The organism is Cupriavidus sp. D39 (assembly GCF_026627925.1).
Classification (GTDB): Bacteria; Pseudomonadota; Gammaproteobacteria; order Burkholderiales; family Burkholderiaceae; genus Cupriavidus; species Cupriavidus ulmosensis.
In genome coordinates, this window is record NZ_JAPNLE010000009.1 from 3795563 (window position 1) to 3814974 (window position 19412).

Here is a 19412-nt window from a genome sequence, read left to right on the forward strand (position 1 = left end):
AACCAGTTGGCGCATCATCGAATCACCGAAGTATCGAACCCAAACGGCCAGACGCCAGGAGCCCCCAGATAACAATGACTGCTGCCATCGATTTCTACTTCGATTTCTCCTCGCCCTATGGCTACTTCGCCAGCACGCGCATCGACGAGCTGGCGCAGAAATACGGGCGCATCGTCGCCTGGCATCCGATCCTGCTTGGCGTGGTGTTCAAGACCACCGGCAGCTCGCCGCTGCCGCAGGTGCCGCTCAAGGGCGACTATTCCTGGCGCGATTTCGAGCGCACCGCGTGCTTCCACAATATCGAGTACAAGCGCCCGACGCACTTCCCGCTGCCCACCACGCAAGCCGCCCGCGCCGTGCTGTGGCTGCAGAACCATCATGGCGACGATATCGCCACCGCGTTCGCCAAGTCGGTTTATCACGCCCTGTTCGTGGACGACATCAACATCGCCGAGCCGGCCGAGCTGCTGAAGCTGGCCGAGCCGCTCGGCATCGACGCGCACGCCATGGATGCCGGCGCCAGCAGCTTCCAGATCAAGGACCAGCTCAAGGCCGAGATCGACGTGGCCATGGCCAAGGGCGTGTTCGGCTCGCCCTTCGTGATCATCGACGGCGAGCCGTTCTGGGGATTCGACCGCTTCGACCAGATCGAGGCACACCTCAAGAGCAAGCGCCCCACGGAACTGCGTGCCGTGCCGGGCAAGGACAGCAACACAGACAGCAGCACAGACAGCAGCAAGGAAAAGAAACCCGCATGAATGCCAGCATCAAGCCGATCCGCCATCCCCGCTTCGATTGCGTGATTTTCGATTGCGACGGCGTGCTCGTCGACAGCGAGCCCATCGTCAACCGCGTGCTCAACGAGATGCTCAATGAGCTTGGCATCCGCATCTCGATCGAGGAATCCACCAAGTGGTTCCTTGGCCGCGCGGTGCGCGAAGAGCTCGACAACATCGCCAGCCGGCGCGGCTCGCCGCTGCCGGAAAACTGGCTGTCGGAGTGGTTTGTGCGTCGCAACGCAGTCCTTGAGGCGGAAGTGCAGGCGGTGCCGCATGTGCGTGAAGCGGTCTGCGCGATCGTCGCGGCAGGCTTGCCGATCTGCCTGGCCTCGGGCGCGGATCGCATCAAGGTCAAGCTGCAGCTGATCCGCACCGGCCTGGTGGAGCTGTTCCAGCAGGACGAGCGCGAGCATATCTTCTCGTCCACCGAGGTCGAGCGCAGCAAGCCCGCGCCCGATGTCTACCTGCTGGCGGCGCGCACCATGAACGTGGAACCGGCGCGCTGCGTGGTGATCGAGGATAGCCCGACGGGCGTGACCGCAGGTGTTGCCGCGGGCATGACCGTGCTCGGCTACGCCGCGCGCAACGCGGCGCAATCGCTGATGGCCGCCGGCGCTGTAGCGACCTTCACCGATATGCGCGAGCTGCCGGGGCTGATCGGATGAAGGCGCGCGCGTCCGGCACCGGCGGCTGCCCATGCGGCGGGGGCGACTATGCCACCTGCTGTGGGCGCTTTCATCGCGGCGAGGCGCTGCCGTTCAACGCCGAGCAACTGATGCGCTCGCGCTATAGCGCCTATGTGCTGGGCGACGTGGACTGGCTGCGCCATACGTGGCATCCATCCACCTGCCCGGCCGATCTCGCCGCGGACACGGACACGCGCTGGCTCGGGCTGGCCGTCAAGGCGCATGCGCAGCAGGACGAGACGCATGCCCAGGTGGAATTCGTGGCGCGCTACAAGGTGGGCGGGCGCGCCTGGCGGCTGCACGAGCGCAGCCGCTTTGTACGCGAGCCGCGCAGCGCCGGCGAGGCGCCGCGCTGGCTCTATGTCGATGGCGAAATGCTGGGGGAGACACCATGACGGAATCGATGGCTGCCGGCACCGCGCAGGAGACCGCGCAAGGCACCGAATACCTGCTGTATGGCTTCGCGCAGTCCGGCAACACCTACAAGGTGGCATTGCTGCTGGAAACCGTCGGCGTGCAGCGTGGCCGAAAGCTGTGGACGCCGCGCTTCGTCGACTACTTCAACGGCGAGACGCACACGCCGGAGTACCGCGCCATCAACGAAATGGGCGAGGCGCCGGTGCTTGAGTTCGATGGCCGCCGCCTGTCGCAATCGGGCGCCATCCTGGACCTGCTCGCGCAGCGCCTCGACATCTACGGCCCCGCCAGCGAGGCCGAACGCACCGAGGTCTTGCGCTGGCTGCTGTTCGACAATCACAAGTTCACGTCCTACACCGCAAGCTACCGCTTCCTGTGCACCTTCGCCAAAGCGCCGGACCCGGCCGTGCTGCAGTTCCTGCGCCAGCGCTGCGAGGGCGCGTGGAATGTGCTCAACACGCATTTGTCCGGACGGCCCTACGTGCTGGGCGAGCGCTTGACCATCGCCGATTTTTCGCTGGCAGGGTACGTGTTCTACGACGACGAGATCGGCGTGCACTGGCGCAAGGAGTATCCGCATATCCACGCCTGGACCGAGCGGCTGCGTACGCTGCCGGGCTGGCGCCATCCCTACGATCTGTTGCCGGGGCATCCGTTGCCCAAGCGCACGGGCTGAAGCGGCGGCAGCGGGCAGCGGGCAGAGCAGCGACGCCGCGCACGGCGGTGGCAACCAAGGAGCAGGCAATCATGAGATGGATGCATCGGCTGGCCCTGGCCCTGCTGTTGACCCTGCCATTCAGCGGGGCCATGGCCCAGCCTCCATCCACAAAGCAGGCCCAGGCACCTGCGACGATCGCCGCCATCATCCCCGGCGCCTCGGAGCAGATTGCGATGGTTCCCAAGCCCGGCATCATGTTCTCGCTGGAGCTGGAGACTACCGTCTTCAAGCCACCCGGCGACGGCCCGTTTCCGCTGGTCGTGATCAATCACGGCAAGGCGGCCGGCAAGCCGGCCTTCCAGTCGCGCGCACGCTACCTCGTGCAGAGCGCGGAGTTCGTCAAGCGCGGCTACGTCGTGGCGCTGCCGATGCGCCAGGGCTTTTCCAAATCCGGCGGCGCGTATATCGGCGGCGGCTGCAATGTCGAGAGCAACGGCGTGGTGCAGGCCGAGGACGTGGTGGCCACGCTCGAATACATGGCCGGGCAGCCCTATGTGGACAAATCGCGCATTGTGGTGATCGGCCAGTCGCATGGCGGGCTGACCACCATGGCCTTTGCCACCATCGCATATCCGGGCGTGCTGGGCGTGATCAATTTTGCCGGCGGCCTGCGCGACGAATCCTGCAGCCGCTGGGAATTCAACCTGGTGGACGCGTTCAGCGACTACGGCAAGAAGGCGCGCTATCCCTCGCTGTGGCTGTATGGCGATAACGACAGCTACTGGCCACAGCCCCTGCCGGCAAAATTCTTCGAGGCCTATACGGCGCAGGCGCATGGCCCCGCCGCCAACGCCCGCATGGTGGATTTCGGGACCTTCGCAAGCGACTCCCACACGCTGTTCGGCGCACGGGCGGGGGTGCCGGTGTGGCTGCCGGAGGTCGAGCGGTTCTTCAAGGAGATCGGGCTTTCGTTCGATCCGCAGCCGTGACGGGCGATTTTTTTCGATAGGTGGATGGAATCGCCCGCCGCATGCAGCGACGCGAGGTGGAGATAGGCGCACGCAAGCGTCAGGATACGAGGCGGTTACGTACTTCTTCGCGTTTTGTCGCTCAACGTGTTGCCAACGTGTAAATCCGGCGCTGTTTGCCAATTCACCAGGTAGCTCCCTACCATGACTCTCCCCAACCCGCACGCAAGTGCCGCCACGCCAGGCTCCGCCCGGCCGGGCAGGCTAGCGCGCGGTCAACAAAGGAGGGTTTCCTTGGAAGACCAGTCCAATTCCGCGTCCCTGGCGCCGAACGCGCATCCCGCCCAGCCCACGCTCGGCGAGCGCAGCTTGCGCGCGGTATGGCATCCGTGCACGCCGCTGCGGCCCGATGCCGGCGAGCCGCCGCTTGCCATCGCCCGTGGTGAGGGCCCCTGGCTGCACGACACCGACGGCCAGCGCTATTTCGACGCTACCAGTTCCTGGTGGGTCAACCTGTTCGGCCACGCCAACCCCGACATCAACGCTGCGCTGCGCGCGCAGCTCGACACGCTCGAGCATGTGATGCTGGCCGGCTGCACGCATGCGCCGGCGGTGGAGCTTGCCGAGCGCCTGTCAGCGCTCACCGGCGGCGCGCTCGGCCATGTGTTCTATGCCAGCGACGGCGCATCCGCCGTCGAGATCGCGCTGAAGATGAGCTTCCACTACTGGCGCAACACCGGCCTGGGCGGCAAGCGCGAATTCGTCTGCCTGCGCCATGGCTATCACGGCGAGACCGTGGGCGCGCTGGCGGTGACCGACGTGGCGATCTTCCGCGATGCCTACGATCCGATGCTGATGAGCTCGCATGTGGTGATGTCGCCAGATGCACGCCAGGCCGCGCCGGGCGAAAGCGCCGCGCAAGTCGCGCAGCGCGCGCTGGATGCGCTGGAGGCGCTGCTGCAGGCGCGCGGCGGCCAGATCGCTGCGCTCATCATCGAGCCGCTGGTGCAGTGCGCCGCCGGCATGGCGATGCACGATCCGGTCTACCTGGAAGGCGTGCGCGCGTTGTGCGACCGCTACCGCGTGCACCTGATCGCCGACGAGATCGCGGTGGGCTGCGGGCGCACCGGCACCTTCTTCGCGTGGGAGCAGGCGCGCGGCGCGGGCGAGCCCGGCGCAGCGCTGCCGGCGCACCTGTGGCCGGATTTCCTGTGCTTGTCCAAGGGCATCAGCGGTGGCTACCTGCCGCTCTCGCTGGTGCTGTCGCGCAGCGCGATCCAGCAAGCCTTCGTGGCCGAAGCGCGCGACCCGGACCGCGCCCGCAGCTTCCTGCACTCGCATTCCTATACCGGCAATCCGCTGGCCTGCCGCGCCGCGCTGGCCACGCTGGACCTGTTCGCCAGGCAAGACGTGGTGGCGCAGAACCGCCAGCGCGCGCAGTGGCTCACGCAAGCCATGGCGGGGCTGGCGGCGGATGCGCGGCTGCACCACGTGCGCCAGCGCGGCCTGATCTGGGCCGCCGACGTGCGCGAGGAATACGCGGCCAACGCAGGCGAGTTCGCCGCGCGCTTCCATCATGCCGCGCGCGCGCACGGCGTGCTGATCCGGCCGATCGGCCGCACGCTTTACATCATGCCGCCGTACGTGTTCGATGCGCAGCTTGCGCAATGGCTGGCCGGCCAGTTGCAAGCCACGCTCGACACGGTGCTCGCCGGCATGGACCAGAACGATAGCGCCGACAACGGTACCGGCGCACCCACGGAGATATGCCATGCTGCTTGAGCACCTGACCCTGGCCGCCGCCGAGCGCGACGAAAAGGCACTGACGCGGCGCCGCCGCACCGCGTACTCCGCCTGCGCGCCGCAGCAAGCCGTGAGCGATGCCTGCGGCGGCGAGTTGCACTCGTTGCTGACGTTCTGCAGCAACGACTACCTGGGCCTTGCCAACCATCCCGCGCTGATCGCGGCCATGGCCGAGGGCGCGCGCCAGTTCGGCGCGGGCAGCGGGGCGTCGCACCTGGTGAGCGGCCATTCGCTGGCCCACCACCGGCTCGAGGGTGAGCTGGCGGAGTGGTTCGCGCCGAACATTCCGCACGCGGCTGCGCTCTACTTCAGCACCGGCTATATGGCCAACATGGCGGTGCTGACTGCGCTTGGCAGCGCCGACGCCACGCTCTTTGCGAAGAGCTCAACCATGCCTCGCTGATCGACGGCGCACGCCTGGCGCGTGCCGAAGTCCGCCGCTATGCGCATCGCAATGTGGCCGAGCTGGAAGGCCTGCTGAGCGCCAGCACCAGCCCGCTCAAGCTGATCGTCACCGACAGCGTGTTCAGCATGGACGGCGATTTCGCGCCGCTGGCCGAGCTGCTCACGCTGGCCGAGCGGCACGACGCGTGGATCATCCTGGACGACGCGCATGGCTTCGGCGTGCTGGGCGAGCAAGGCCACGGCGTGCTGGAGCATCTCGCGCTGACGTCGCCGCGCTTCATCTATATCGGCACGCTGGGCAAGGCCGCCGGCGTGGCGGGCGCCTTCGTGGCCGCGCACGAGACCATCATCGATCATCTCGTCAACACCGCGCGGCAGTACATCTACACCACGGCCGCGCCGCCGGCGGTGGCGCACGCCTTGTCCGCCAGCCTGGCGCTGATCGCCGGCGACGAAGGGCGGCAACGCCGCGCGCAGCTCAACGAGCTGATCCGCACGCTGCGTGGCGGCCTGGCCAGCTTGTCCCGTGCGGCCGGCTGGCGGCTGGGCGAGAGCTCGACCGCGATCCAGCCCGTGATCGTGGGCGACAACGTGGCGGCGCTGGCGCTGTCCGCGGCGCTGGAGGCAGATGGCATCCGCGTTGGCGCGATCCGCCCGCCCACCGTGCCCGTCGGAACCGCGCGCCTGCGCATCACGCTGTCGGCCTCGCACACCGTGGCCGATGTCGAGCGCCTGCTCGCCAGCCTTGCCAGCGTGGTGCGGCGCAAGGAGGCGTCATGATCGCCTGTTTTGTCACGGGCACCGACACCGGCATCGGCAAGACGCACGCCAGCGCCACCTTGCTGCACGCGCTGCGCGCCGCCGGCCATCGGGCCGTCGGCATGAAGCCGGTGGCAAGCGGCAGCGAATGGCGCGATGACCATTGGCACAACGATGACGTGGCGCAACTGCGCGCCGCCAGCTCGGTGATCGTGCCGCAAGCGCTGACGTGCCCGTTTTTGCTGCGCACGCCGGCCTCGCCGCACCTGGCCGCCGCCATCGAAGGCGCGCGCATCACGCGCGAGCCGATCCGCGCCGCCTTTGCCGCGCTGCAGGCGCAGGCCGACGCGGTGGTGGTGGAAGGCGTTGGCGGCTTTTGCGTGCCGCTGGACGGCGCGCCGCGGGAGCAGGGCGGCTGGGACACGGCCGACCTCGCCGTGATGCTCGGCCTGCCGGTGGTGCTGGTGGTTGGCATCCGCCTGGGCTGCATCAGCCACGCGCTGCTCACCGCCGAAGCCGTGCGCGCGCGCGGCCTGCACCTGGCCGGCTGGATCGCCAACCGCATCGATCCCGGCATGGACCTGGCCGACGAGAACATCGACACGCTGCGCGCGGCGCTGGGCGCGCCCTGGCTCGGCACACTGCCGTGGCAGACCGCGCCGGCCGAAGCCGCCAGCCAGCTCGCGCTGGCGCCGCTCTTTGCCGCTTGCCATGCCGCCGGCACCGGCATTGCCGCCTGAGCGCGCAACGAACAAAGACTGAAAACACCGAACGAATCACCGGACAAATAACCACCATGACCGCAACCACCCACGCTGGCCAGACCGTCGCCACCATTTCCGCCGACACCCTGCGCCAGACCGCCCGCCGCTTCACCGAGTCCACGCCCGCGACCAAGCCGGGCGACTGGAGCGTAGCCGAGGTCGCCGCGCTGTACGCGCTGCCGTTCAACGATCTGCTGTTCCGCGCCCAGCAGGTGCACCGCGAGCATTTCGATCCCAACGCCGTGCAGCTCTCCACGCTGCTGTCGATCAAGACAGGTGGCTGCGAAGAGGATTGCGGCTACTGCCCGCAGAGCGCGCACCACGATGCCGGCGTCACCGCGGGCAAGCTGATGGCGCTCGACGAGGTGCTGGAGGCCGCGCGCGCCGCCAAGGCCAGTGGCGCTGGCCGCTTCTGCATGGGCGCCGCCTGGCGCAGCCCGAAGGACCGCCACCTTGAGCCGGTGATCGAGATGGTGAAGGAGGTCAAGGCCATGGGCCTGGAGACCTGCGTCACGCTTGGCATGCTGGAGGCCGAGCAGGCGCAGCGCCTGAAGGACGCGGGCCTCGACTACTACAACCACAACCTCGATACCTCGCCCGAGTTCTACGGCGAGATCATCGGCACCCGCACCTACCAGGACCGCCTGGACACCATCGGCCATGTGCGCGAGGCCGGCATCAACGTGTGCTGCGGCGGCATCGTCGGCATGGGCGAATCGCGCGAAGCGCGCGCCGGGCTGATCGCGCAGCTCGCCAACCTCGACCCGTACCCCGAATCGGTGCCCATCAACAACCTGGTGGCGGTCAAGGGCACGCCGCTGGCCGACACCGCGCCGATCGACCCGTTCGAGTTCGTGCGCACCATCGCCGTGGCGCGCATCACCATGCCCAGCGCCATGGTGCGCCTGTCCGCCGGCCGCGAGACCATGGACGACGCGCTGCAGGCCCTGTGCTTCATGGCCGGCGCCAATTCCATCTTCTACGGCGACCGCTTGCTGACCACGGCCAACCCCCAGGCAGATCGCGATCGCGCATTGCTGGCACGGCTGGATATCCGCACCGAGGGCTACGCAGGGTAAGCTGGCGGAAACGGCGGCGGCCAACGGCCAATGGTCAACGGCCGCCGTCCCCGCAACCGCGCTGGCTGCGGACAGAAGTCCATCAGGGGGACGCCATGTTCAACAAGATCCTGATCGCCAATCGCGGCGAAATCGCCTGCCGCGTGGCAGCCACCTGCCGCCGCCTCGGCATCCGCACGGTGGCCGTCTACTCCGACGCCGACGCCAATGCCCGCCACGTGGCACTATGCGACGAGGCCGTGCATATCGGCGGCGCCGCCGCGCGCGACAGCTACCTGCGCGGCGACCACATCATCGAAATGGCCAAGGCCACCGGTGCGCAGGCCATCCATCCGGGCTACGGCTTCCTTTCTGAAAACGATGGCTTCGCCGAGGCCTGCGCCGAAGGCGGCCTCGTCTTCATTGGCCCGCCGGCATCGAGCATCCGCGCCATGGGCAGCAAGAGCGCCGCCAAGCGCCTGATGGAACAAGCCGCGGTGCCGCTGGTGCCGGGCTACCACGGCGAGGATCAGGACCCCGCCCTGCTGCGCCGCGAAGCCGACCGCATCGGCTATCCGGTACTGCTCAAGGCCAGCGCCGGTGGTGGCGGCAAGGGCATGCGCGTGGTCGAGGCCAGCGAAGGCTTCGAAGCCGCGCTGGCGTCCGTCAAGCGCGAGGCCAGCGCCAGCTTCGGCGACGACCGCGTGCTGGTGGAGAAATACCTGACCCGTCCCCGCCATATCGAAATCCAGGTGTTTGCCGACACGCACGGTAACTGCGTCTACCTGTTCGAGCGCGACTGCTCGGTGCAGCGCCGCCACCAGAAGGTGCTGGAAGAAGCGCCGGCCCCAGGCATGAGCGAGGCGCGCAGGCGGGCGATGGGCGATGCCGCCGTGGCCGCCGCGCAGGCCGTTGGCTACGTCGGCGCCGGCACCGTGGAGTTCATCGCCAACCAGGACGGCTCGTTCTACTTCATGGAGATGAACACCCGCCTGCAGGTGGAGCATCCCGTCACCGAGATGATCACCGGGCAGGACCTGGTGGAATGGCAGCTCCGCGTGGCTTCCGGCGAACCGCTGCCGCTCAGGCAGGATCAGCTTCACATCCACGGCCACGCGCTGGAAGCCCGCGTCTATGCCGAGAACCCTGACAAGCAGTTCCTGCCCTCCACCGGCACGCTGCGCTACCTGCGCACGCCGGCGGCGGTGACGTTCACGCTGGGCCAGGACGGCAGCGGCCCGGCGGGCGTGCGCATCGACTCCGGCGTGCGCGAGGGCGACACCATCAGCCCGTACTACGACCCCATGATCGCCAAGCTGATCGTGTGGGGCCGCGACCGGGACGAAGCGCTGGCGCGCATGGTGCAGGCGCTGGCCGAGTATCACGTGGTGGGCCCGTCGACCAACGTCGCCTTCCTGCGGCGGCTGGTGACCTCGCAGGCGTTCCGCACCGCGGATCTCGACACCGGCCTGATCGAGCGCAACCAGGCGGCGCTGTTTCCCCGCCCGCGCCGGTAGGCATGGAGGTGATCGCCCTGGCGGTGGCGGCGCTGCTGGATGCGCAAGCCCGCGCGCGCCGCGTCGATCCGGCCGACGCGCATTCGCCCTGGCAACATGCGGGCGCATGGCGGTTGAATGGCGGGGAGCGGCGCGCCCTGCGTTTTTCCGTAGTCGGCGTGGCGGGCAGCCATTTCGCTGATGTGACGCTCGCCACCGATGCGCGCGGCAGCACGCTGTTCTTCGCCGACCAGGCCGCGCCGTTCCGGGCGCAGTGCGCGGCGGACGACATTCGTGTCGATCTCGGCACGCGGCGCGCCCGTGGGCAGGTCCATGCGGAAGGTGATACCTTCCATGTGTTCAGCGGCCACCGCCATGTGGCCCTCACCTGGATCGACCCGCTCGCGCATGCGGCCGAGGGCGAAGGCGAGGGCGGCAAGCTCACCGCGCCCATGCCCGGCAAGGTCATCGCGGTGATGGTCCAGGCCGGCAGCCGGGTCGCGCGCGGCGCGCCGCTGCTGGTGATGGAGGCCATGAAGATGGAGCACACCATCAGCGCGCCGGCCGACGGCGTGGTGGGCGAGGTGCTGTACGGTGTGGGCGAGCAGGTTGGCGAAGGCGCTCAGTTGCTGTCCTTCGAAGCCGGAAACGGCTGAGCTGCCACCCTGGTGTGCGCCTGCAGCAAGAAAACCGCAGGCCATGCCCATCCTCTGCGAAAATGGAAGAGAAAGAAGACCAGAGTGGAGATGAGATGAAGTTGCAGTTGTATGTACCGGATGGCCGTTACCAGCCCTGGATCGACGGCTTTACCGAAGCCCTGCCCGAGGCGCAATGCCTGACCTGGGAAGACAGCAAGAACGAGCAGGTCGACTACGCCGTGGTGTGGCGCCCGCCGCTCGAGATGCTGCGCGCTCGCACCGACCTGAAAGCCGTGTTCAACCTGGGCGCCGGCGTGGACGGCATCCTGAGCCTGCGCGACACCGCCCCGGATGCACTGCCGGCCGGCGTGCCCATCGTGCGCCTGGACGATGCCGGCATGGCCGCGCAGATGATCGACTACGTGACGCACGCGGTACTGCGCTACTTCCGCCGCCTGGACGAATACGCGCTGGCCCAGCAGGCCGGCACCTGGCGCTTTCTCAAGCCGCATCGCCGCGCCGATTTCACGGTGGGCGTGATGGGCGTGGGCACGCTCGGCGCGCAGATCGCGCAGGCGCTGGCCGGCTTCGGCTTCCCGGTGCGCGGCTGGAGCCGCACGGCGCGCGATATCGAAGGCGTGCAGGGCTTTGCCGGCGAGGCCGGCCAGGCGCCGTTCCTGGATGGCCTGCGCGTGCTGGTCAATGTGCTGCCGCTCACGCCGGAGACCGAGAACATCCTCGATGCCGGCCTGCTCGGCAAGCTTGCCAAGGGCGCGTACCTGGTCAACGTGGCGCGCGGTCCGCACCTGGTCGAGGAAGACCTGCTGGCCGCCGTGCAGTCGGGCCAGATCGCCGGCGCCACGCTCGACGTGTTCCGCACCGAGCCGCTGCCCGCCGAGCATCCCTTCTGGGCCGAGCCGCGCATCACCATCACGCCGCATATCGCGGCACTGACGCTGCGCGAAGACAGCGTCGCCCAGATCGCGGCCAAGATCCGCGCGCTGGGCGCGGGCCAGCCGATCGCCGGCGTGGTCGACCTGCAGCGCGGCTATTGAGCAAGCCGGGTGCCGGGGCGGAGCGTTTGCGCCAGGTGCCCGGGCCCAATGTCCGTACATTAGTTAAATGGCGCGCGGCAAAGCGCGTGCGCCGCAACCAGACAGCGAGGAGACATCGTGACCCTGCCCCACTATGTAAAAGTCGTAGAAGTCGGCCCGCGCGACGGCCTGCAAAACGAGAAGGCCTTGGTGCCGACCGAGGTCAAGGTCGACCTCATCAACCGCCTCAGCGACGCCGGCTTCGTCAATATCGAAGCCGCATCGTTCGTCTCGCCCAAATGGGTGCCGCAGATGGCCGATGGCGCCGACGTGATGGCGCGCATCCAGCGCCGGCCGGGCACGCTGTACTCGGTGCTCACGCCCAATATGAAGGGCTTCGAAGGCGCGGTGGCGGCCAGCGCCGACGAGGTCGTGATCTTCGGTGCCGCCAGCGAGGCGTTCTCGCAAAAGAACATCAACTGCTCCATCGCCGAGTCCATCGAGCGCTTTGCGCCCGTGGCCGCCGCCGCCAAGGAAAAAGGCCTGCGCCTGCGTGCCAGCATCTCCTGCGCGCTGGGCTGCCCCTACCAGGGCGAGGTGCCGGTGCACGCCGTGGTGGACGTGGTGCGCCGCATGCGCGATCTCGGCTGCGACGAGATCGACATCGCCGACACCATCGGCGTGGGCACACCTGGCCGGGTGCAGGAGGTGATGCACGCGGTTGCCGCCGAATTCCCCATCGACCGGCTCTCCGGCCATTTCCACGACACCTACGGGCAGGCGCTGTCCAATATCCTGGCAAGCCTGCAGGTCGGCATCTCGATCTTCCACGCCTCGGTGGCCGGCCTCGGCGGCTGTCCTTATGCCAAGGGCGCCACCGGCAACGTGGCCACCGAAGACGTGCTGTACATGCTGCACGGCATGGGCATCCACACCGGCGTGGACCTGGAGCAGGTGGTGCGCGCGGGCGACTTCATCTCGCAATCGATCGGCCGCGCCAACGGCTCGCGCGTGGGACGCGCGCTGCTGACGAAGTGGGGCGCCGCTGCGGACGCTGCGCCTGCCTGCGTATAAGGCCTTCCATCCGAACCCTATCGACATGAACGCTCACTCTCCCGACAACGCCAACGACACTGGCGCGTTGCCCGAAGCGGCGCAGCGCGTGGCCGGCCTGCTGGCCGGCCTTGGCCACGACAAGCCCGTGGTCATGCTGCCCGCCACCGGCAAGACCTCGGCCGAGGCCGCGGCCGGCCTCGGCTGCTCGGTGGCCGAGATCGCCAAGTCCATCATCTTTCGCCGCGTCGCCGACGACGCGCCGGTGCTGGTGATCGCCAGCGGCAGCAACCGCGTCGACGAAGCCAAGGTAGCCGCCGTGGTGGGTCCGCTCGGCAAGGCCGACGCAAGGTTCGTGCGCGAGAAGACGGGCTACGCCATTGGCGGCGTCTGCCCAATCGGCCACGCGGTGGCGCCCGTGATGCTGCTCGACAGCGGCCTGTTCCGCTACGACAGCCTGTGGGCCGCCGCCGGCCATCCGCACGCCGTGTTCAACCTCACGCCCCAAGAGCTGCAGCGCATGACCGGAGCCGAGGTGGCCGACGTGGCGCAGCGCCATTGCGCATGAAGCCGCTGCTTGCACCCGGCATCAAGGGCGAGGGCTGAGGCGATGTCGCAAGCCACCCGCCTCGCCGCCGAGCTCGCGCGCGGCGCGCAAGCCGCCCAGCGCGCGCAGCCCGTGCCGTCGCCGTGCCGCAACGTGTGCCGCATGGATGCCGCGAGCGGCTTGTGCGAAGGCTGCCTGCGCACGATCGACGAGATCGCCGCGTGGTCCGGCAGCGACGAGGCCGGGCGGCGCAGGATCTGGCTGCTGCTGCCGCAGCGCGCCGCGGCGCTTGCCGCAAGGACAGCGCCATGATGCATCCCACCCACAACACAGCGTGACCCGGCCATGACCACCGCCATTGACTGGTACTTCGACCCGATCTCGCCGTTCGCCTACCTGGCATTCGAGCGCTTGCCCCGGGCGTTGCCAGCCGATGTGACGGTGCGCTACGTGCCGCTGCTGTTTGCCGGGCTGCTGCGCCATTGGGGCAATGTCGGCCCGGCCGAGATCGCGCCCAAGCGCCGCTTTACCTTCGAGCACGTTGCCTGGATCGCGCACCGCGACGGCACGCCGCTCGCCATGCCCGCCGTGCACCCGTTCAATCCGCTGCCCCTGCTGCGCCTGGCGGTAGCGCTGGAGCTCGAAGGCCGGCTCTCGCACGCCACGCTGGCGCCCATTTTCCGCTTCGTCTGGCAGCAAGGCCACGTGCCCCAGCAGCAGGCCGAATTCGATGCGCTGTGCGGCGCGCTGGGCGTACCTGCCGCTGCGCTGGCACAGGATGCGGTCAAGGCGCGCCTGCGGGAGAACGGGGACGAAGCGCTGGCGCGCGGCGTGTTCGGCGTACCTACCGCTGCGCTGCAGGAGGATGCCGAGGGGCAGTTGTTCTGGGGCCTGGATGCGCTTGACATGCTCGCCGCGCGGCTTGGCCAGGATCCCTTCTTTGCCTCCGAGGCATTCCGTGCCGCCGCCGCGTTGCCGGTTGGCGCGGGGCGTGCCGACGCGCCAGCGGGCAACCCAGCGGCCGCCGGCCGCTGATCAGCTGATTTGCCGACACCCCGATGCCAACTACCTTCACATCTTCCACCCTGCCTCCCACCCTGCCTGGCACCATGCGCGTCTTCGAGCGCGGCTGGCTATCCGCAAACAACATCCTGTTTGTCGACGGCGATGACACCGCGCTGGTCGACTCCGGCTACGTCACGCATGCGCCACAGACGCTGGCGCTGGTCGAGGCCGGCCTCGGCGGCCGGGTGCTGCGGCGCCTGGTCAACACGCACCTGCACTCCGACCACTGCGGCGGAAACGCCACGCTGCAGCGCCGCTGGCAGCCGCGCACGCTGATCCCCGCCGCGCAGGCCGAGGCGGTGCGCGCGTGGGACGTGGACGCCCTCAGCTACCGCGCCACCGGCCAGCAGTGCGACCGCTTCACCTTCGACGACGTGGTGCAAGACGGCGATACCTTGCGCCTGGGCGGGATCGAGTGGCAGGTAGTCGGCGCGCCCGGCCACGATCCCCATGCCGTGATGCTGTTCGCCCCGCAGGAAGGCATCCTGATCTCGGGCGATGCGCTGTGGGAGAACGGCTTTGGCGTGATCTTCCCGGAACTCGAAGGCGAGAGTGGCTTCGCCGAGCAGGCGGCCGTGCTGGCGCGCATCGCCACGCTGGATGTGCGCGTGGTGATTCCCGGCCACGGGCGGCCGTTCACCAACGTGGCGGCCGCGCTCGACGTCGCCGGCGGGCGGCTGGCCTACCTCAGCGCCGATGCCGGGCGCAACGCCACGCATGCCATCAAGGTGCTGGTGAAATTCAAGCTGCTGGAGCAGCAGCGCATGCCACGCGACGCGCTGCTGGCGTGGATGGCGCAGGCGCCGCTGATGCAGCGTATCCACGCGCGCTTCATGCCCGCGCAGGACATGGCGGCCATCCTCGACCGGGTCCTGGCGTCGCTGGCCGCCGCCGGCGCGCTGGCGCTGGAAGGCGGCGAGGTGTACAACCGGGATTGAGCGGTAACACCGGTAACGCGGGCGCCACCATGCCCTGGAGCCTGTCCCCGACCCTGACCCTTTGCGAGGAAACCGTCCATGCCTGCCTTTCCCGTCGCACTGCTTCACCCCCTGGTCGCGCATCTCTCTGCCTCCACCATTCACGCGCACGGCGCCGATCTCGAGATCGAGCTGGCGCCGTTCGTCCTCGGCGGCGCGCCGGTGCGCACGGCGATCCGGCTTGATGGCATGAGCCTACCTACCTTCAGCCTTGAACAACTGGCCGGCAAGCGCCTCGTGTTCCCGCTCAACCCGGAGCCCGGCTACATCGACGGCACGCTCTACTTCGACGGCCGCCACCACGCGGTCGACATCCGCGAGTTGCGCTTCGGCAAGCTCGACCAGTACGGCCTGCCTGTGAGGATCGAGGGTCGCATTCATTTCGACGACGGTGCCCGCTTCGACGACACGGCACTGAGCCTGGCCGCCCGCATCGCCCGCCCTTTGTCCGAGATGGAGATCGACGTGCTGATCGACCGCGCCGCCGCCGAGGCCGGCGTTGGCTCGATCCAGCAATCCGGCAAGGTGATGGCCGCGCTAAGCCGCCACCCGAGCCTGCGTCATGCCGACATGGCGCTGCTGCATGCGCGCGTGCGGGCCAGGCTGCTTATTGGCGAAGCCATGAGGCCGAGATGAGGCTGCGTGGCCACTACACTCGCTACACTGGCGTGCAGGCCGGGCGTGTCGCGCCGCACGATGCCCGTGCCGGCAAGTTCCTGCGCTGACCGAGTCCCAAGGACGCACCATGCAAGCCCTTCACGGCCAAGGCTTCCTCCTTCGCCCCTTTCGCTATCCCGACGTGCCCCAGTTCGTGGCCGCCGTGCACGAGTCGCTCGAGACCGTGGGCAAGTGGCTGCCGTGGTGTCGTGCGGGCTATAGCGTGCGCGACGCCGAGAACTGGGTCGGCATGTGCACGGAGAGCATGGCCATTGGCGAGGCCTACGACATCGGCGTGTTCGCCCCGGACGGCAGGGAGCTGTATGGCGGCGTTTCCATCAACCAGATCAACCGCGACTACAACTTCGGCAACCTCGGCTACTGGATCCGCCAGACCCGGCAGCGGCAGGGACTGGGCGCGCGCGCGGCCGAGCTGATGGCGTGCTATGCCTTTCACCGCCTCGGGCTGACGCGCCTGGAAGTGGTGGCGGCCGAGCACAACATGGTCAGCCGCGCTGTTGCGGAGAAGATCGGCGCGCAGTTCGAATGCATCGCGCGCAACCGGCTGGTGCTGCACGGCGTGCCGTGCTCGGCCGCGATGTATTCGCTGGTGCCGCCGTGGTACGGCAATGCCGGGCCGGCCAGGGATGCGGGCAAGGATAAGGACAAAGACAAGGGGAGGTGAGATGAAGGGAAGCTGCCTGTGCCAGGCCATTGCATACGAGATCGACCAGCTCGACGGGCCGATCGTCAATTGCTCCTGCCGGACTTGCCGCAAGGCGCACGGCGCGGCGTTTCCCGCCACGGCGCGTGTGTTGCACGAACACTTTCGCTGGCTCAAGGGCGAGCAACACCTGCGCGCGTTTGCTTCATCGCCCGACAAGGATCGCTTGTTCTGCAGCCAGTGTGGGACGCATCTTGTGGCGCAGCGCGCAGGGCAGCCTTCAGTGATTCTGCGGGTGGCTACGTTGGACGAGGATCCCGGGCGCAGCCCGGAGATCCATATCTGGCGCTCGCATGAAGTGCCATGGGCGGCGTATGGCGAGGGCGCGGTTGGGCATCCGGAAGTTCCCTCTCTGGCGGGGTAGAGCCGGGATTCAGTGGCGCCCCGCTAAATGCCGCTGCATGGCTGCAGCGGCATTCGATAGATCCAGATGACTACTTGGTGATGGCGAACGCGTAAGTCCGCTCATCCTGGCGCGGCACCACCTTGTACCCCTTCTTCGCCGCCCACACGTTGATCTGGTAATACAGCGGGATCACGCCATAGTCCTTGATCCCGATCTCGGTCGCTTCCTGCAGCAGTTTCTCGCGCGCGCGATCGTCGATCGTGGTCAGCGCCGTGGCCAGCTTGGCATCCAGCGCAGGATTGCTGTAGCGGCCGCGATTGGATGAGCCCCAGCCCTTGGCCGGATCGTAGGTTGCCAGGAGCGACTTCAGCGACGAGCCAGCCTCCCCGTGTCCGCGCCCCAGCCGGCCAGCATGAAGGAAAACTCCAGCTTGTTGGCGCGCGTGAAGAAGGTGGCGGACGGCATCGCTTCGACCCGGGTCTGGATGCCGATGCGCGCGAGCATGGAGGCAATCGCCTGCGCGACTTGTTCGTCGTTGACGTAGCGGTTGTTGGGCGCGTGCAGCGTGAGCGCGAAGCCGTCGGGGTAGCCGGCGTCGGCCAGCAGCTTCTTGGCGCCGGCGGCGTCGAAGGTGTCGGGCTTGAGGCCCGGCACATGGCCGAACAGCGTGGAGTTGACGAGCTGCCCGGTGGGCTCGGCGGCGCCTTCCATCACGCGCTCGACGATGGCCTGGCGCGAGATGGCGTGCGAGATGGCGGCGCGCACGCGTGGGTCCTTGAGCGGATTCTTGGCGAGCGGCTTGCCGGCCTTGTCGGTGACGAAGGGCGTGACGTCGCGGTTGGTGTCCAGGTGCAGGTACATCATGCGGAAGGTCGGCACCTTGAACACGCTCACGGCGGGATCGCTTGAGAGCTTGCGGATATCCGAGGTCGGCACGTTCTCGATGACCTGCACGTCGCCGGCGAGCAGCGCCGCCACGCGCGGCGCGTCGTTGGTGAGGATGCGCAGCGACACGGTGTCCCACTCGGGCTTGTTGCCCCAGTAGCCGTCGTTGCGGGTCAGCTCGATGCGGTCGCCCTTGCGGAAGCTGACGAACTTGTACGGGCCGGTGCCGACCATGGCGCGGCCGCTGTTGAAGTCGTCGCCGCTGGCGTTCTCCGCGACCTTCTTCGACAGCATGTAGATGGTGGAGAGGTCATTGGGCACCAGCGGGTAAGGGCCGTTGGTGGTGATGCGCACGGTCAGCTTGTCGACCGCGGTGATGTCCTTGAAGCCCTTGGTGTAGATGGTGTACGGCGACGGGCTGTTCTTGACCGTGGCGGGGCGGTTCAGCGAATAGACCACGTCCGCCGAGGTGAACTCGCTGCCGTCGTGGAACTTCACGCCGGGGCGCAGCTTGATTTCCCAGGTGGTGTCGTCGACCGGCTTCCACGAGAGCGCCAGCGCGGGCTTGAAGCGCATCTTCTCGTCCTTGGCGATCAGGGCCTCGAACATATGCTCGGCCACGTTCGCGTTGGGCGTGACGTTGTGATAGTGCGGGTCCAGCGAGGTGATGTCCCCGGACATGCCGATGGTGAGGCCGGCGGCCACGGCGGTCTGGGAGAGTGCGGCGCAGGCTAAGCTTGTGGCAAGTGCTGCGGCGCCAAGGGCGCGGCGGATGATCGTCATCGATGGGTCCCCGGTAGGCAAGATGCGGTGCAGGCATTGTCAGGAGATGCAGACATCCATGTCAAGGCGGGCAGACCCGCAGCGCCGGATGCACCGGGGCGAGGCGGCCGTGCACAGCGGGCGTGCGGTTTTGCGGGGTGTTTGCCCTGCCGCGCGGCACAAACTTCCGACTGTCAACTGTCAACTGTCAGGCCGCAAACCGGCGCAACTGTGCCTGTGCGGCCCGACAGCCCGGCTTTATATTGGAAGCCATTCTCTTTGCGCCACGCGCGCCTCCCCGCCCATGCTGAAGATCCTTGGAAAGGCCTCCTCCATCAACGTCCGCAAGGTGCTCTGGTGCTGCGACGAACTCGGCTTGCCGTTCGTGCGCGAGGACTGGGGCTCCGGCTACCGCGCTACCGATACGGCGGAATTCCTCGCGCTGAATCCGAACGCGATGGTGCCGGTGCTCGACGACGACGGCTTTGTGCTTTGGGAGTCGAACACCATCATCCGCTACCTTGCGTCGCGCTACGGTGGCGAAGCCATTTACCCGGCTGGCCCGCAAGCGCGTGCGCGGGTGGACCAATGGATGGACTGGCAGGCGACGGAGCTGAACAATGCGTGGCGCTACGCGTTCATGGCGCTGGTCAGGCAATCGCCTTTGCATCAGGATGCCGCGGCGCTCGCTGCGTCCATCGGCAACTGGTCTCGGCATATCGGCATCCTGGAGCGGCAACTGTCAGGTACCGGTGGCTATGTGGTTGGCGATCGCTTCACGCTGGCGGATATCCCGATCGGCCTGTCGGTGAACCGCTGGTACGCCACGCCGCTGGCGCATCCGGACTATCCCGCGGTAGCCGCCTATTTCGAGCGGCTTGGCGGCCGGGAGGGTTTCGTGCGCCACGGCCGCAACGGCATTCCCTGATGG

The 19412-nt window shown here is 68.1% G+C and carries 18 protein-coding genes and 3 pseudogenes; 20 read left to right on the forward strand and 1 reads right to left on the reverse strand.

Annotated elements, in window-relative coordinates:
* The first annotated feature begins 74 nt into the window (after window positions 1-74).
* The 19 genes and pseudogenes from OMK73_RS29795 to OMK73_RS29885 all read left to right on the forward strand — a co-directional run bounded on the left by OMK73_RS29795 (window position 75) and on the right by OMK73_RS29885 (window position 16852).
* On the forward strand, window positions 75-758 hold the full coding sequence (locus OMK73_RS29795) for a 2-hydroxychromene-2-carboxylate isomerase (protein ID WP_267605186.1): 684 nt from the start codon (window positions 75-77) through the stop codon (window positions 756-758).
* On the forward strand, window positions 755-1444 hold the full coding sequence (locus OMK73_RS29800; RefSeq protein WP_267605187.1) for an HAD family hydrolase: 690 nt from the start codon (window positions 755-757) through the stop codon (window positions 1442-1444). Before OMK73_RS29795 ends, OMK73_RS29800 begins: the two co-directional genes overlap by 4 nt.
* Window positions 1441-1860 carry a YchJ family metal-binding protein gene (locus tag OMK73_RS29805; protein ID WP_267605188.1) on the forward strand — a complete coding sequence of 140 codons (420 nt, stop codon included), beginning with the start codon at window positions 1441-1443 and terminating at the stop codon, window positions 1858-1860. Before OMK73_RS29800 ends, OMK73_RS29805 begins: the two co-directional genes overlap by 4 nt.
* Complete coding sequence (locus OMK73_RS29810) at window positions 1857-2558, forward strand: glutathione S-transferase family protein (RefSeq protein ID WP_267605189.1); 702 nt, start codon at window positions 1857-1859, stop codon at window positions 2556-2558. The genes OMK73_RS29805 and OMK73_RS29810 overlap by 4 nt, the downstream gene beginning before the upstream one ends.
* A 71-nt stretch (window positions 2559-2629) precedes the next feature.
* The gene (locus OMK73_RS29815) at window positions 2630-3529 is read left to right on the forward strand and encodes a dienelactone hydrolase family protein (protein WP_267605190.1); all 900 of its coding nucleotides are present in this window, start codon (window positions 2630-2632) and stop codon (window positions 3527-3529) included.
* A 273-nt stretch (window positions 3530-3802) separates the two neighbouring features.
* The gene (bioA, locus tag OMK73_RS29820; protein WP_420715602.1) at window positions 3803-5290 is read left to right on the forward strand and encodes an adenosylmethionine--8-amino-7-oxononanoate transaminase; all 1488 of its coding nucleotides are present in this window, start codon (window positions 3803-3805) and stop codon (window positions 5288-5290) included.
* A pseudogene (bioF, locus tag OMK73_RS29825) lies at window positions 5280-6496 on the forward strand (8-amino-7-oxononanoate synthase). Before bioA ends, bioF begins: the two are co-directional and overlap by 11 nt.
* A complete protein-coding gene (gene bioD / locus OMK73_RS29830) occupies window positions 6493-7215 on the forward strand; it encodes a dethiobiotin synthase (RefSeq protein WP_267605192.1) in 723 nt (240 codons plus the stop codon). Before bioF ends, bioD begins: the two are co-directional and overlap by 4 nt.
* Before the next feature lie 56 nt (window positions 7216-7271).
* Entirely contained in the window at window positions 7272-8318 is a 1047-nt protein-coding gene (bioB, locus tag OMK73_RS29835) for a biotin synthase BioB (RefSeq protein WP_267605193.1), read from the forward strand.
* A gap of 95 nt (window positions 8319-8413) precedes the next feature.
* Window positions 8414-10449: pseudogene (locus OMK73_RS29840) on the forward strand (acetyl/propionyl/methylcrotonyl-CoA carboxylase subunit alpha).
* A gap of 95 nt (window positions 10450-10544) precedes the next feature.
* Window positions 10545-11486: a 2-hydroxyacid dehydrogenase gene (locus OMK73_RS29845; protein WP_267605194.1), complete on the forward strand. Its 942-nt coding sequence runs from the start codon at window positions 10545-10547 to the stop codon at window positions 11484-11486.
* A gap of 117 nt (window positions 11487-11603) precedes the next feature.
* On the forward strand, window positions 11604-12539 hold the full coding sequence (locus OMK73_RS29850; RefSeq protein WP_267605195.1) for a hydroxymethylglutaryl-CoA lyase: 936 nt from the start codon (window positions 11604-11606) through the stop codon (window positions 12537-12539).
* A gap of 25 nt (window positions 12540-12564) precedes the next feature.
* Window positions 12565-13086: a YbaK/EbsC family protein gene (locus tag OMK73_RS29855; RefSeq protein WP_267605196.1), complete on the forward strand. Its 522-nt coding sequence runs from the start codon at window positions 12565-12567 to the stop codon at window positions 13084-13086.
* 42 nt (window positions 13087-13128) lie between these two features.
* A complete protein-coding gene (locus OMK73_RS29860) occupies window positions 13129-13377 on the forward strand; it encodes a DUF1289 domain-containing protein (RefSeq protein WP_267605197.1) in 249 nt (82 codons plus the stop codon).
* 33 nt (window positions 13378-13410) lie between these two features.
* Complete coding sequence (locus OMK73_RS29865) at window positions 13411-14100, forward strand: 2-hydroxychromene-2-carboxylate isomerase (RefSeq protein ID WP_267605198.1); 690 nt, start codon at window positions 13411-13413, stop codon at window positions 14098-14100.
* A 23-nt stretch (window positions 14101-14123) separates the two neighbouring features.
* The gene (locus tag OMK73_RS29870) at window positions 14124-15068 is read left to right on the forward strand and encodes an MBL fold metallo-hydrolase (protein ID WP_267605199.1); all 945 of its coding nucleotides are present in this window, start codon (window positions 14124-14126) and stop codon (window positions 15066-15068) included.
* 78 nt (window positions 15069-15146) lie between these two features.
* Entirely contained in the window at window positions 15147-15743 is a 597-nt protein-coding gene (locus tag OMK73_RS29875; RefSeq protein WP_267605200.1) for a GatB/YqeY domain-containing protein, read from the forward strand.
* A 109-nt stretch (window positions 15744-15852) separates the two neighbouring features.
* Window positions 15853-16449 carry a GNAT family N-acetyltransferase gene (locus tag OMK73_RS29880; RefSeq protein ID WP_267605201.1) on the forward strand — a complete coding sequence of 199 codons (597 nt, stop codon included), beginning with the start codon at window positions 15853-15855 and terminating at the stop codon, window positions 16447-16449.
* Window position 16450: 1 nt separating this feature from the next.
* Window positions 16451-16852, forward strand: a complete 402-nt coding sequence (locus tag OMK73_RS29885) for a GFA family protein (RefSeq protein ID WP_267605203.1) — start codon at window positions 16451-16453, stop codon at window positions 16850-16852.
* Window positions 16853-16922: 70 nt separating this feature from the next.
* Here OMK73_RS29885 and OMK73_RS29890 read toward each other — a convergent pair.
* Window positions 16923-18502 (reverse strand): annotated as a pseudogene (locus OMK73_RS29890) (ABC transporter substrate-binding protein).
* A gap of 283 nt (window positions 18503-18785) precedes the next feature.
* Between OMK73_RS29890 and OMK73_RS29895 the strand changes: the two are divergent.
* A complete protein-coding gene (locus OMK73_RS29895; RefSeq protein WP_267605204.1) occupies window positions 18786-19409 on the forward strand; it encodes a glutathione S-transferase family protein in 624 nt (207 codons plus the stop codon).
* Window positions 19410-19412 lie beyond the last annotated feature (3 nt).

Excerpts from the sequence above, each read along its gene's own strand:
- OMK73_RS29795 (WP_267605186.1), top strand. The coding sequence starts at position 75 with ATGACTGCTGCCATCGATTTCTACTTCGATTTCTCCTCGCCCTATGGC.
- OMK73_RS29800 (WP_267605187.1), top strand. The coding sequence starts at position 755 with ATGAATGCCAGCATCAAGCCGATCCGCCATCCCCGCTTCGATTGCGTG.
- OMK73_RS29805 (WP_267605188.1), top strand. The coding sequence starts at position 1,441 with ATGAAGGCGCGCGCGTCCGGCACCGGCGGCTGCCCATGCGGCGGGGGC.
- OMK73_RS29810 (WP_267605189.1), top strand. The coding sequence starts at position 1,857 with ATGACGGAATCGATGGCTGCCGGCACCGCGCAGGAGACCGCGCAAGGC.
- OMK73_RS29815 (WP_267605190.1), top strand. The coding sequence starts at position 2,630 with ATGAGATGGATGCATCGGCTGGCCCTGGCCCTGCTGTTGACCCTGCCA.
- bioD (WP_267605192.1), top strand. The coding sequence starts at position 6,493 with ATGATCGCCTGTTTTGTCACGGGCACCGACACCGGCATCGGCAAGACG.
- bioB (WP_267605193.1), top strand. The coding sequence starts at position 7,272 with ATGACCGCAACCACCCACGCTGGCCAGACCGTCGCCACCATTTCCGCC.
- OMK73_RS29845 (WP_267605194.1), top strand. The coding sequence starts at position 10,545 with ATGAAGTTGCAGTTGTATGTACCGGATGGCCGTTACCAGCCCTGGATC.
- OMK73_RS29855 (WP_267605196.1), top strand. The coding sequence starts at position 12,565 with ATGAACGCTCACTCTCCCGACAACGCCAACGACACTGGCGCGTTGCCC.
- OMK73_RS29860 (WP_267605197.1), top strand. The coding sequence starts at position 13,129 with ATGTCGCAAGCCACCCGCCTCGCCGCCGAGCTCGCGCGCGGCGCGCAA.
- OMK73_RS29865 (WP_267605198.1), top strand. The coding sequence starts at position 13,411 with ATGACCACCGCCATTGACTGGTACTTCGACCCGATCTCGCCGTTCGCC.
- OMK73_RS29870 (WP_267605199.1), top strand. The coding sequence starts at position 14,124 with ATGCCAACTACCTTCACATCTTCCACCCTGCCTCCCACCCTGCCTGGC.
- OMK73_RS29875 (WP_267605200.1), top strand. The coding sequence starts at position 15,147 with ATGCCTGCCTTTCCCGTCGCACTGCTTCACCCCCTGGTCGCGCATCTC.
- OMK73_RS29880 (WP_267605201.1), top strand. The coding sequence starts at position 15,853 with ATGCAAGCCCTTCACGGCCAAGGCTTCCTCCTTCGCCCCTTTCGCTAT.
- OMK73_RS29885 (WP_267605203.1), top strand. The coding sequence starts at position 16,451 with ATGAAGGGAAGCTGCCTGTGCCAGGCCATTGCATACGAGATCGACCAG.
- OMK73_RS29895 (WP_267605204.1), top strand. The coding sequence starts at position 18,786 with ATGCTGAAGATCCTTGGAAAGGCCTCCTCCATCAACGTCCGCAAGGTG.